Origin of the sequence: Acidicapsa acidisoli, from assembly GCF_025685625.1 — a bacterium.
Classification (GTDB): Bacteria; Acidobacteriota; Terriglobia; order Terriglobales; family Acidobacteriaceae; genus Acidicapsa; species Acidicapsa acidisoli.
Map to the genome: position 1 here is coordinate 176,609 of NZ_JAGSYI010000001.1, position 12,983 is coordinate 189,591.

At 54.1% G+C, this 12,983-nt stretch carries 11 protein-coding genes; 4 read left to right on the forward strand and 7 right to left on the reverse strand.

From position 1 onward, the window contains the following. Positions 1–47 precede the first annotated feature (47 nt). Positions 48–1,094, forward strand: a complete 1,047-nt coding sequence (locus OHL23_RS00675; RefSeq protein WP_263349815.1) for a LacI family DNA-binding transcriptional regulator — start codon at positions 48–50, stop codon at positions 1,092–1,094. 132 nt (positions 1,095–1,226) lie between these two features. Here OHL23_RS00675 and OHL23_RS00680 read toward each other — a convergent pair whose 3' ends face one another. From OHL23_RS00680 to OHL23_RS00690, 4 genes are all read right to left on the reverse strand, one after another. Next, the gene (locus OHL23_RS00680) at positions 1,227–1,778 is read right to left on the reverse strand and encodes a tetratricopeptide repeat protein (protein ID WP_263349817.1); all 552 of its coding nucleotides are present in this window, start codon (positions 1,776–1,778) and stop codon (positions 1,227–1,229) included. Beyond that, complete coding sequence (locus OHL23_RS28655; RefSeq protein ID WP_396127315.1) at positions 1,747–1,857, reverse strand: hypothetical protein; 111 nt, start codon at positions 1,855–1,857, stop codon at positions 1,747–1,749. The genes OHL23_RS00680 and OHL23_RS28655 overlap by 32 nt, the downstream gene beginning before the upstream one ends. A gap of 13 nt (positions 1,858–1,870) precedes the next feature. Beyond that, positions 1,871–2,299 carry a hypothetical protein gene (locus OHL23_RS00685; RefSeq protein ID WP_263349818.1) on the reverse strand — a complete coding sequence of 143 codons (429 nt, stop codon included), beginning with the start codon at positions 2,297–2,299 and terminating at the stop codon, positions 1,871–1,873. Positions 2,300–2,470: 171 nt separating this feature from the next. Continuing rightward, the gene (locus OHL23_RS00690; protein ID WP_263349819.1) at positions 2,471–6,010 is read right to left on the reverse strand and encodes a carboxypeptidase regulatory-like domain-containing protein; all 3,540 of its coding nucleotides are present in this window, start codon (positions 6,008–6,010) and stop codon (positions 2,471–2,473) included. Between the two features lie 380 nt (positions 6,011–6,390). Here OHL23_RS00690 and OHL23_RS00695 point away from each other — a divergent pair, with 380 nt between their 5' ends. Together OHL23_RS00695 and OHL23_RS00700 are read left to right on the forward strand one after the other, a co-directional pair. Beyond that, positions 6,391–6,675, forward strand: a complete 285-nt coding sequence (locus OHL23_RS00695; RefSeq protein ID WP_263349820.1) for a hypothetical protein — start codon at positions 6,391–6,393, stop codon at positions 6,673–6,675. A gap of 684 nt (positions 6,676–7,359) precedes the next feature. Next, on the forward strand, positions 7,360–8,079 hold the full coding sequence (locus OHL23_RS00700) for a glyoxalase (RefSeq protein WP_263349821.1): 720 nt from the start codon (positions 7,360–7,362) through the stop codon (positions 8,077–8,079). Between the two features lie 336 nt (positions 8,080–8,415). On the opposite strand, the gene OHL23_RS00705 is transcribed toward OHL23_RS00700, so the two are convergent. Together OHL23_RS00705 and OHL23_RS00710 are read right to left on the reverse strand one after the other, a co-directional pair. Continuing rightward, the gene (locus OHL23_RS00705) at positions 8,416–9,678 is read right to left on the reverse strand and encodes a hypothetical protein (protein WP_263349822.1); all 1,263 of its coding nucleotides are present in this window, start codon (positions 9,676–9,678) and stop codon (positions 8,416–8,418) included. A 9-nt stretch (positions 9,679–9,687) separates the two neighbouring features. After that, a complete protein-coding gene (locus tag OHL23_RS00710; RefSeq protein WP_263349824.1) occupies positions 9,688–10,854 on the reverse strand; it encodes a nucleotidyltransferase domain-containing protein in 1,167 nt (388 codons plus the stop codon). Between the two features lie 971 nt (positions 10,855–11,825). Here OHL23_RS00710 and OHL23_RS00715 point away from each other — a divergent pair. Further along, positions 11,826–12,353 carry a hypothetical protein gene (locus OHL23_RS00715; protein WP_263349825.1) on the forward strand — a complete coding sequence of 176 codons (528 nt, stop codon included), beginning with the start codon at positions 11,826–11,828 and terminating at the stop codon, positions 12,351–12,353. 112 nt (positions 12,354–12,465) lie between these two features. Here OHL23_RS00715 and OHL23_RS00720 read toward each other — a convergent pair whose 3' ends face one another. Next, on the reverse strand, positions 12,466–12,948 hold the full coding sequence (locus OHL23_RS00720) for a GNAT family N-acetyltransferase (protein WP_263349826.1): 483 nt from the start codon (positions 12,946–12,948) through the stop codon (positions 12,466–12,468). Positions 12,949–12,983: the final 35 nt, after the last annotated feature.

Here is a 12,983-nt window from a genome sequence, read left to right on the forward strand (position 1 = left end):
CATAGACTCGTGATATCGAAATTCGCCTCAACTATCTTGAAAACCAAATGAAAAAGAAGAATGCGCATCCAACTCTCAGCCAGGTGGCCCGGAAAGCGGGCGTAGGGACGACCACTGTTTCCCGCGTCATCAATGGCGGAGACCGCGTGAGTCCCAAAACCCTGGCCCATGTTCTCCATGTGATTGAGACGCTCGGCTACATGCCCAATCAAGCGGCACGCACGCTGAAGGGGCAGCGCACCAAAGCGATTGGTCTTGTCATCCCCAGCATTGCGGATCCTTTCTTTTCCAGCTGTGCGGAGGCTGCTCAAGCCGTTGCTCGCACGCACGACTCGCTCCTTATCGTGACCGTAACAGGGAACGATCCGCACACAGAGATAGAAAACCTGAATGTCTTGATTCGCCACCGAGTGGATGGGCTGCTCATTGTGCCCTCGAACAGGCAAAGCCGGGCGCTACGCGACCTGCTCAATCGCGCAGCGTTGCCGGTTGTAACCATCGACCGCCCCATCGCCGATTCTTCTATCGTCTCTGTGGTATGCGACAACTTCAATGGTGCGATAACTGCCACGCAGCATCTGATCGATCACGGTTACAAGCGGATCGCATGTCTTACCGGAGAAAACACCTTGTACACGATCCGCGAACGAATCCGCGGCTATCGCAAGGCGATCGAATCCGCGCACTTACCCTGCATCTTCGGCGCCTCGGTCAAGGACTACAAGTCTGCCGAATATGCGATCAAGAGCCTGCTTGATGGGCCGAACCCGCCGGAAGCAATTTTTGCGACGAAGAACAGCACCACAATCTATGCCTTTGAGGTGCTGCAACGACTGAATGTATCCGTGCCGCAATCCATCGCATTGTTGGGCTTCGACGATTTTGAGCTTGCCTCAACAGTTCGTCCATCGATCAGCGTAATTCAGCAACCGGTCGAGGAGATCGGACGCCGCGCCGCGGAGATTCTCTTCGAACAATTGGCCGGTGAGCGCGAGACCGGATCGTCTACCCGGTCTAAGCATGCCCTGCAACTCAAGCTGCAGACGCACTTCATTCCGCGCAGTTCCTGCGGCTGTACCCCGTCAATGGCATGAATCAACGAACAACCGGTGTAAGTATCCTCACGACTGCGGACGCTGGATCATTAACGATTCCATTGTCACGCTTAGATTCGAATGAGTCCCCTCGAAGACAAATTGATATGCATTGATTCGTATTTAAAACAATTAATGAGGCCCCGCAGGGCTTGGGATAAATGGGTCGGGAGTTTCGGTAGAAGAATGCGTGCTGTTTAGTCTGGCACAGATCTGAAACTCCTGTTTAGCGAGGTCACGCAGTCCTTCTTTACGGTATAGGTTCGCCAGCTTGAAGTGAAGCCCGGATATCTTGGGCGCCATAGGGACAACTCGTTCCAGTTCCACTTGTGCCTCGGGCAGACTATTCTGACCCTCGTATGCGATGCCCAATTCCTCATGAATCTTGGGATTGCATGGAGACAACCCAACGGCTTTGGAGAGAAGTGGTACGGTGGCCTCAAAATTGTCCTGATCGACCAGTATGGCGCCAAGATTCAGGTAAGGTTGTGAATCGGAGGGAGCACTGCTCTGCCAATCGATCGCGCTTTGAAACGCCGCTTTCGCCTCATCCAGTCGATTCAACTCGCGCCAGCATAATCCGAGATTGCTTTCTGCTTCAACGTGCCTGGGATAGCGAATGAACACGTGCTGGAAGCTTGACACCGCTTCATCATAGATACCACGCTTCCTGATCTTTAGCATTGCGGTCGAGGAATTGGCGGAGAATCCGGGTGGCCTCTTCGTATTTCTTCAGTTTGATGAAGACATGCGCCAGCACCATCACGGCTTTATCGTCATTTGGGTTGGCTTACACGGCAGCCCGGATCAACGGCTCTGTCTTTTTCGTTTATACCAAGTTCGTAGTAACTCATGCCCAACATGGCAGATGCGGTGGACATGTTTGGATTGAGTTTAAGCCCGTGCTCCCGCGCCTCGGATGCATGCGTGTAATCATGCTGATCGAAATAGAGCATACCGAGGTTGTTGTAGGCGGGAGCAAGATGCGGCGCGAGCTTGATCATAGCGCGATACTTAGCGATGGCGGTCGCGGGATCATTCCGCTGCTGTGCTGCTTTGGCCTGCGCATAGAGTTGCTGGACCTCTGGCGTTACCTCGTCATCAGCTTGCTGCGCATAGACTCGGACGAATGGGGCAACGAAGAAGCACGCTGCCAGCCGATAAGTCGCACATGTGCGTATAAAGGTAATGCGGTCCATTTTCATGTAAAGAAATTATAGTGGAATCGCATGAATGCTACCGTCCCAATACATTGCACAACAATGGTAAGGAACTGCCGTTGAAGAAAGAAGAAGCCGGGCTGAACGTTGAAGAGCCCGGCTGCAGACTAGATAGGTTGTGCAGTGCGAAGACTATCTGGCCTTCGCACCGCTTTTTTAGAATTTAACCGTCAAACTAACCTGTCCTTGACGGTTCGCAGGAAAATTACCTGGAGTTCCTTGATTGATGACCTGACCAAACGTGCCGTCGCTTGCGTTGCCATCGGGACCATTGAATTGGGTTCGATTGAGTACGTTGAAGTAATCCACCTTGAGGTTAGCCTCAAATCGCTCTCCCATGTAGAAGCGCTTTATTGCATTCGCGTTTTCGACGTACAGGGGTGCGTTTCTGAGCCCTCCGTAATTCCTTTGTGCGTTGCCGAGAACATACTGGGATGCTGTCGTCGCAAATGCTGCGGGGTTGAACATCTGGGCCGTTGGAGTTTTGCCGGTGAAGTAATCGCGTACTCGGCTATAGGATGCTGTTCCGAGACTGACTCCGGGGACCCGGTTGGGACGATCAAAGCCATTTGGGAAGGGGACGCCGTTCTCGCTGGCTCCAAATGCTGTTCCAGCCTCATAGTCCAGGAACCAGCTCACTTGCCATCCGCCGAGCACCTGACCGGTGACCCCATGGTTGTTGAAGATTTTCTTCTTGGGACCGATCGGCAGTTCATAGGTTCCGCTCACCTTCAGAGTCTGTGGCTCATCAGCGCTTGAGACTGCCCATTCCGGCTTCTGGTTGTACTTATTGATGCCACCGTTAGCAAAGCTAGAGAAGCCGCTGCTCGTGTTGTCCATCTGGTGGGAAAGCGTGTAGCCGGCGAGGAACGATAGGCCATTCGTGAATCGTTTCTCAACTTCAATTTGGGCACTCTGGTAATAGGTGGTACCGGAGCCTTCGAGATTGTTGAAGATCTTGGAATACTGTGGATAGGGTACGAGCGACTGGGCTACCGTAGCCGACCCGCCAAAATCGTTGACGAAGTTGTCATACGGCATTTGGAAGCCCGCCGCCTGCGCTGCACCGTTGTTGAATGTCAATCCCAGTTGAGAACCGAGAGCCAGATACTTAGGATCGAGCTGGTCCGGGCTATTCAACTGGCTAGGCAGATGGATTACGCGATTGCCAACCCAGGCCGCCGTCACGAACATGTTATACGGCAGCTCACGCTGGACATTGACGTTCCACTGTTGACTGTACGGAGCGTATCCGTCATTGACACTGAATGCTTCAATCTGTTGTCCGCCGCCCAACCCGGTGCTGAATGGGGTGGCCCCAGGATTTGGCATTGGGATTGCGTCCCAGGTACCGCCGTAAGCAGAGGTGTTGGTGCCCGTGCTGTTGCGTTGGAAGGAGCCTACAAGGAGATTGCTATCGTTGACAGCAATCTTGCTCGTTCCATACTCGTAAGCGCCACCGTCGAGGAAGGCGATCGAAAAGCCTGCCTGAAGAACGGTTTTATCATTCAGCTTGTAGGCAAAGCCGAAACGTGGACCCAGATGTCCCCAATGGATATTGGCGCGATTGAAGCCTGCACAACCGTCGCAACCGCTGCCAAATTTACTTGCGGCTCCGGGGATGTTATTCGCAGCGGGGTCTGTTCCATTGGGATTGAAGAAGACGATCAGGTTGTTGTTTTCGGTGAACGGTACCTGCATGTCCCAACGAAGTCCGAGGTTCAGGGTCAACCTTGGCGTGAGCTTGATGTCGTCCTGAACGTATGGCGAGAGATCCACGTTGCGCAGTCGCAACTCCTGGGAGTTGCTTCTGTTTGCCGAGTCAGGAAGGCCAAGCAGGAAGCTGGCGAACGCGCTTCCGTAGTTACCGAAGTTGGGATCGCTCGGATTAGGCACCGAGGTAGATCGCTGGCTGAATTGGAAGCGTCCTCCCTGGGTCTGTTGTTCGTTGTCATCCTGATAAGTGCGACGGAACTCACCACCAATATTGAACGTATGACGTCCCTTGGTCCACAGCCAGTTATTCACGATGGCGATGCCCACTTTTCGATTGGTGGAACCACCCCACGAGCCCTGGGTGCCCCATGTGGTGGGAGCGTGATTGCCGTCGAACGTGATGTTGGCTGGAATCGAGCCATCCGCTACAGCCGGAAAGTTGAATTTCGTCTGGTTGAACTGGTCATTGATCTCGCCAATCCAACCAATTCCAGCGGTCATCGCCAGGTTCGGTGACCACACCTTGTTGTAGGTCAAGAGAAATCCGCTTCCGAGGGCAGGCTCATACTTCATGCTGTTGAGCGGGTTCGGCGCAACAACCAATGGATTGTAGTCGAAGGTATAGTTGCTGAAACTGTTACGCCATTGGCTGTAGTGAATGCTCTGAGTCTGAGACAGGTTTTGGTCGATCGTAAAGCCCCAAACGTGCTGAATGTGTGGATTCACGAATGGCGCAAAACTCTTGTTGCTATCCAATCCGCCGATGCCGCTTCCCGGACGATCGGGATTCGGAATATATGGGATGAGCAGAGCCGAATTTGCGCTGATTCGCCCCGGAGGAATGACGTTGAGTTTTCCGTTGTATTCAAACTGCTGGCCGGTAAGTGGATCATAGATGGGAATCAGCGCTCCAGTGCTACCATTCACGTAGTCGCTGAAGTCTCCGGTCTTTTCGAGCGCGGTCGGCACAGTTGAAACAGCCGTATTTTCGTTGTTCTGCTTGTACCACTCCTGGCTGTAGTGAAAGAAAGTCTTGTCGCGGCCGTTGTAAATGTGCGGGATACGGACCGGCCCTCCGATGGTGAAGCCGTAGTTATTTTCGTGATCGGTGGGTGGCGTACTCGAACCTCCCCATGCCGGGCCATTAAAGAAGCCAACCGAATCAAAGAAGCTATTGCGGTTGATTTCAAAGAGATCGCCGTGATACCGGTTGGTGCCGGATGCCATCTGATAGGTCAGTGCGCCCTGGCCCAATCCAAACTGGGCAGAAAAGGTGGAGCGCTCAACGCGAAACTCCTGCACCATTTCGAAAGGAGGATTGAAGTTCGTCGTGTATCCCTCGGTTTCGGGTTGCGGAGCAGGAATGCCGTTATAGAGAATCTCCTGTTCAAAGTCGACGCCGCCGCTCACGCGGTGCGAGAACGTGCTACCGGTTGTGCCCGGCGCCATAAACTGCAAACTGTCGATCTGTCGGCCGCGACCGGCGACTTCAACCGGCAGCGCTTCGACGACAACCGGCTCAATCGTGCTTCCAAGCTGTGGCTGAGTCGTGTTCAGCGCGATCTGCTCGGCAGTCACTTCCATTGTTTCGTCAACAGCTCCGGCAGCGACGGTAATGTCGATTGTGCCCGTGGTGCTGACTTCTACGTTGACACCCTTCTGCACTGCCTTCTTGAAGCCCTTGGCTTCAACTTCGACTGTATATTGGCCGGGATTCAAACCAAGAACGGTATAGGTTCCCGCGCTGCTGGTAACCGTATGGCTTGCTACGGACGTAGCCTCATTGGTTATCGTGACCGTCGCGTTGGCCACGACGGCTCCGCTCGTGTCGGTTACAGTGCCCGTAATACCGGCGTTAGCCTGGGCAGAAGCAGTTCTGGGTGCGAACAGCAGAAGACAAATAGTAGCGAATGCGATCAGGGCAACTCGAATCGACAGACGTGTCCTTATGCGCTCCTGGAGCGGGGGTATTGGTCTCACTGATCCTCCTCAAAATTATTCTGACTCTCTAGCTAGGCGCTCTCGCCGCAGAGATCCAGATGTTAATCATGTCTCGTCTGGTTATCTAAAAGTGGAATCGACACCATAATTTTATGGTAACGTTTCCATGACTCGCGAATATATGTGGGTCAGCAAACGACTGTCAAGGAGTTTTTGAAGGAAACGATCATTTTTGTCATACTTTCGGACGACCTGAGGCTCCCACCGAAAGTGTATCTCGGTGCTGAAAGAGCCATTATTAATTCGCCCGGACCAGAAAGAATTGGTCTCAATCTTATAAAGGAGGCGTCTGAGATCGATAGACCAGATTGCAGCGGATGCCCGCTCCCACGGAGAAATAGAGCTGCATCGTTACCTCGATGGACAAGACCGAATCCGCAGTTCGCACTATACTCACGGCAATTGAGACGCCGCTCTACGATGTCGGTGTCATGAGTGATCGCGGGATGCTTCCAGGCATCTACCGCATTCCAGCCTCGGCAGTACTCGCCCGGCTTTCGCTGCTCAAGTACCGCAATGCCCACGGGGTGCATATCCGCGTCCGGCCATTCAGTCCGAAGAGCTCGCCATGCCTCAAACCGGTTGATGCGGCTAAGAGAACCGAGGTCCTTTCACGCAGAGGCAGGCTCCAACCAACGTCCTGATCTCAGTTCCAGTCAGCACGTCCGGCGCGCTTCGCTGCTTTGCGCTCTGAAGACTCCGTCACGATCCGAGGTAAGACGGCCTGGGTTGCATCTACCACGGTTCGCAGTACGCATAAACAACGATCTGCTGTTTTGATAGAGCGTTTCTTACCCGTCCGCCTTGCGGCGCCGGTGGAATATAAGTGAACTCGATCGAAGGTTCGGAACTGGCATTCTGCGACTGGCAATTGTTCAGTGCAATGGAGCAGCAGCGATCGTTGCAAAAAAACTGGGACCGACGGTCGAAGTTGCATATGACCCCATTAGACTGCTGGATGCGCGCGGTGGAGGCACACCGCAGAGTGCTTGGACTGAATCTTACCGCACTGGTCCCTGGTATGCACCACTGACATTTCGAAGTGACATAATTAGCCTTGGTCACAACTGATTTCGCTCGTTAAGCGTCGTGGAACAGGCGCCTGGAAACACGAACCACAGAATCGTGAGGAGGCCCCCCATAAGAACACTGCAGTCTACATTTCGCCTTGGCGCGGCGGTGATTTTGATCTTCTGCGTTTCATCCGGTCTGACGGAAACGCCCTCTGCGAAAGCGACGCCCGTCGTCGCCGTCGGCCCGCAGTACGATACAATGCACGTCTATGTTGCTCCAGAAAATGTTGACGCCTTCGTGAAGGCCTTCTTGGTATGTTTGGAGGCACCAGCACAAAGCAAGAGGTGGTCACCGTCACGCCGACTCCGAGCAGTACAAGCTCCCAGCTTCTGCAGACTTCGGTAGGCACTGTTTCGCTGTTTGGATTCAAGACTCCCGTTCCGTATCCCTTCGGCGCGGAAAGGACTGGCTATCTCGTCACCGATCTCGATGGCGCCATCGTTTCTGCAAAGTCTGCGGGGGCGGATGTCCTCGTGGCGCCGTTTCCTGATCCGATTGGACGCGATGCAGTCATTCAGTGGCCAGGCGGAATCAATATGCAGCTTTACTGGCACACAACTAAACCCTCATACACGGCATTTCAGACAATTCCCGAGAACCGTATCTATGTTTCGCCTATTCGCGTTAACGACTTCCTTCGAAGCTTCGTTGCCTTCTCTCATGGCAAGATCGTTTCGGATGATCCTCATGCGCCCGGAATTGAGATTGGCCGACCGGATGCCACATTCCGCCGCGTCCGCGTCGAATCTCTATTCGGCAAGCTCACCGTCTTGGTTACGGATGGCCACTTCCCTTATCCTTATGGACGTCAACTGACTGGCTACGAGGTTCCGAGCCTTTCCGATACGCTTGCGAAAGCTCAGTCGTTGGGTGTAAACATTCTTGTTCAGCCATATTCCTCGAGTGCGCGGACTGCTGCCATTGTCGAATTCCCGGGCAGATATATTGCTGAGATTCACGAGATAAGTAAGTAGTACTCGTCGCCAAGAGGCTGCGTGGCAGTACGCGGCTATCCGCGTACTGGCTGAGACCTAAACAAAGGAGCGCCGGTCATATCGAAGCCAGCTTTCGGTACAACGTGTGCGGTCCAATAGCCCTTGCAATACCGCGAGCCGAGAGGTCTTTATAGGTGTTGAGGGGGGCAGCCTGTCCCGTTTAGGTTCAAAGAGTTACCTCAGTTGTGCCCGCTTTCACGGCGATAACACGGGTTCAAATCCCGTCGCGGACGCCAAATAAACGCTGCAATTTACGCTGACATCGTGCAATTGACGGGGACACGATGAGCAATGAGGTTAGTGCCTCAATCCCTATTAAGCCGCAAAACAGCCAATCTCTCGAAGCATCCTATCCGCTTCTTGCAGCGAGCTATAGTGAATTCGATAGGCAGGTGTGAAACAAACGAACTTCAGGAAGTTCTCGAAGCCGTCTCGCGCAATATGCCTCGCGAATAGCATTCCTCCGTTGTTGAGAAAACAAAGGGTGCGAAAGGGCGAGATGGATTCTACTTGCGCCCCAGAAGCCGCGCCGTAGTGCGGAAACACGATGTGAGTTATGGGGCGCGCCCGGGATGAATAGCGCTCTTCCGGTGGATGCGCCAGGCGGATCTTTGTCCCGTCAGAACGAATGTGAACGGGTGAGCCGGACAGGGCCGGCCAATGCTGTTGCAGAGTGGGCCAGCTTTCCTGCTTCAGACTGACAGGCAGATGAAGAGACCTGATGGACCACGTATCGAAATTCAAGAGGGCTGGCTCATCGGCTAGAAGATCAAATCCTTGTGTCACCAGATGAACGGCTAGGGTGCTCTTGCCGCATTCGCGCGGCGCGGAAAGCATGATCCCGAAATTGTCATGGGCTACCATCGCTGCGTGAAAAGCTACGTCGTAATCGCCTTGGGCATAGAGCAAACTTCGCGCAGCATGCAAGAGGCCCAATCCGAGCTGGCGCTCTTGAAGCGAAGGCAAGAATTCAACGCCGTTTACATAGATCGCCCAACCGTCCTCCGCTTGTTGGGCGGATAGGCAGCAACGTGGCGGCCTTTCCGTGATGACGCAGTTCCGGAAGTAGTCCTGGCACAAGCTGGCAAGTGGTCCTGGCGGATATTGAAGCGATACAGGAATGCCATCAATTTCGATGTTGGCGATTGCCGTATCGCTCCATTTGGAAGACTGAAAGGGTGGCCACTGCGCCGGTGCATTCTCGGCGGGAAAAATGCCCCGAGAGAGATCATAAACGGCCTTCAGCCCTTCGTAGGACGTGGAGGCGTCGCCGCCCACAACCCGAGGTCCATCCAAATCTTCCAACGCGGCGCCTGCGTCAAAGGCGCGAAACGCGGAGACTCCGGCGGCATCAAGACCGGCAAAGCGGTTATTCACCTCCGAATAAACTACGCCGTCGTCGCCAAGTAAGTAGAGCCACTGTTGCGGGTTACCACAGGCAACACGATGCAAGCCGCTCGCAGTAGTCGGAGATTCCTTCACAGTGTGCACCCCAAACCCGGGCGCCAGAAAAGGCACGGCTTGATCGTTTGTGACACGGCGAGCAAGCACGCCGTGCAGGCACAATTGCAAGCGCAATTCACAGTGTTAACTCCTGGGAAAGGCAATTCGCAATGCCTTCCGGAAGCCATACTTATGGAGCAGGCGAAAGGGCCTGACGACAACCATGAGCCCGGATTGAACCCGATGGCGACGCGCCCATTGATAGTCCGAATATGTCGGCATCAAGTATCTGAATCTATATCGCCATCGTCTGAGGACATGGGGCTCCGCCTGCAGATACAGGCCACGATAATCGTTGATGACAACCTGTCGGTTCTCTGAAAAGAGCCTCCAGGCAGCGGCGCGAGCGAGCGCAACGGCTTTGGGTGATGCGGAGGTCGCGATATCCAGCGCTTCCGGCAATAGTTGAGGAAACATTGCGCGCACAACCTCGCAACCGATGAGCAGATATGGCTGCAGACCCTCTCGTCGAGCTTGCTGCACCATTTCCTCATAGGCGTCAGGCTGCCAACCACGCAATGCCCGCGCAACGTCCATGATCCAGATAAGTCTCGAAAAACCATGCTTCAGGCCGTGGGAACAGAGATACAGAACCAAATCGGCATCGGACATGGCACGAACCGGCTGTCCGCGAAAATCATGGGGACGAGAACGGCTCCAGATGTGATCAATATCGAAGGGAAAGTCCCGAGGAGAAGCCAGTTCGAAATGCAGTTCTACCAGAAGTTCGTCTCGGATAAATCTGCGGTCATGCTCGCCAGCCGGTCCCAATCCGATAAATCCTCTGCCCAAGAGCAACGTTTCGCAACGAGGAAAATCATCGCGGCGCACAAGCAGATCCAGGTCGTTGGACGCTCGCAGCGCTACATCTCCATAGAGGGTCAATGCCAGCGAAGGCCCCTTCAACGGAAGGACCTCTATGCGCAGATCCCGAAAGTCTTGTAGTAATTCTTTCAGTTCCTCTGCGAGCCATTCTGCGAAGGCTTGGCACTCACGAGCGGCAATCCGGAAAAAGCCTGGCATATCCGCACCCATCGCAAACATCGACTGATGGACGAGGAGAAGGACGCCATTTTCTCTGGCGAGATCAAGCAGGACTTTCCAATCCACATCTTCCGGAACAAGGTATGGCAACCCGCGCAGACAGGTTATCAGCAGAGCGGTCTCGGGTGAAGGATCATCGGCGCATTGCCGAAGCGAGATTGCTGAACATGTCTGAGTCGCTGTTACGGGAGTTCTGAATGCTGCCATTTGTATCCCGGGAGTCTGAAGCGGCGAGCTGCCCAGATCGGCGAAAACTCGACGATTACGCTGCGCGGTCCAGGGGAGGCGTCGCTGCGTCGACGCGGGCCGCGCCATGATGGTCTGCTCGACACTAAGGCTTGCTGTGAACAGCGTGGGCCTTCGACGCAAACACCAGCAATGGGGCCGCTACAAGCGCATACTTGCCATAGCGTTCAATGAGTTCCCGTCGGGTTGAGGTCTCCACTGACTCTGAATGAGCAAGCGAAGACGATGATGTAGCATCCTGACCTTCCGGAGGGCGCGTCTCTTGCGGCTTTGCATTCATATCCAAACCTACCTCCCTTTGCTTTAGAAGCTTCAATGCTATTTTTTCCCTGAGCGCCTTGGCTCGTAGCTATCGAGCACTGGCCCCGGCATAATTACTTGATCCATCTTTGGCGTCACGATAGGACGGGTCGACGTTGTAAATCGTAACGCGATACTCAGATGCGAAATCGGCATAAATCACTGAGACTTGAATCCCTGAACGCAGCAATTCGCTGTTGTTGCTGATACGTTTGGGTCCTACGATATCGGGGTTCCGTCGACGGCAGTATCTTCCACTGCGACCGGGTACGGATCATCTCCTCCCCCTAAGTGAGCCGAGATCGGGTAGCTCCCCAGGTTCTTCACAACACTAGATCGAAGGTGCAAACAGTATAGGTTGAGACCCATAATTCCGCAATGCCGTTTCCGTTGAAGTTGCACAATCTCAGGTAGCAACGCTTTCTCGTTCGGTTTATGCGACTGACACTGCCATGCGCGGTGAGAGATAGCTGCGCCAGCCCAAGACGGAATTACGTGACGTAAGCTTTGTCCAATAAAAACTTAAAGCCTGAACTTGGGCCAAAGAAATCACCTGGAATGCTAGGAGCGCATCTTAGCCGAAGACCGAGCTTGTCGGTATCCAGCCGCTTCGATTATGCTGATCCCTCTCTATGCCCCACGGATTCGATGACTATCGTGTATTTATCTCCGCCCCCGGTGATCTGGAGTCGGATCGCCAGGCCTGTAACGACGTCATTGCAGATGTGAACGAAACGACGGCCATGCCAGCGAAGATTCTGCTGGTATCGATCGGCCTACGCGATAACGATCAGATCGTCAGCCATCGCAGCATCGTTTCGGATAATGTACGCTGGAGCACTTACTTCATTCAGATATTCCAAGACGACTGGGGTCCGCGCGATCTGTTCAGGAAACTGTTTCTTCTCGCCATGGAATGCCGGGATGATGAGAACATGCCGATGCGCGATGTGGTGATTTGTCTCAAGGATGCGCCCCATGAAACCGACGCGGAGATTCTGGCATTTCGCCACGAGTTGGAGGAACACCAGGATCTGCGTGTTTTCCGCTACACCAGCATGAGCGAGTTGAGAGCGCAACTTACCGAAGTCTGTGAAGGATGGTCGCAGAGCTTGATCGAGTCCTTGATTGAGACAAGGAGAGATTTGGGTATCGATTGAGACAAGGAGAGATTTGGGTATCGAGCCGGGAACTGAGCCGGGAACCGAGTCTATCGCTGGCTCTACGCCCAACACCTCTGCTGCAACCGAAGCATAGCCATTCTTTGCACCCCTACAGCAATGGAACGGGCCGCCATTCCATGTAGAAATGTGTCTGATCCTCGCGTACGATGCTGAAGCCCAGACGCTGGTGGAAACGCAGGGAGCCAGGATTAAAGCGGAAGACGCATGAGCGAATCGGTAGCCTGGCCTGCACGGCTTCCTGTTGTACCCGCTGAACCACAACAGTTCCGATTCCCTTCCCCTGAAGCCTGGGGTGAATGGCGATATCCACCAGCTTTAATTCACCGTCGCCCGGCGCTACCCACAACCGGCCTGCCAGCTCACTGTCGAGCAACACCACATGGCAACAGGAGTTAGGGTACATGTGCGTGTACGCCGCCATCTGCGCCCGAAACTGCGTCCGAATGAGTTGTTCCTTTAACGTTGCCGAGATCGGCGCAAGCGCAAACTCCGGCCCGCGTACCGCCGCATATAGGTCGTACAGAAATATCTCGTCCTGCACAAGCGCAGGGCGAACCGCGAGAGTAGGCATAGCTCAATAGTGCTGCAGACCGGCCTTTTAACCGG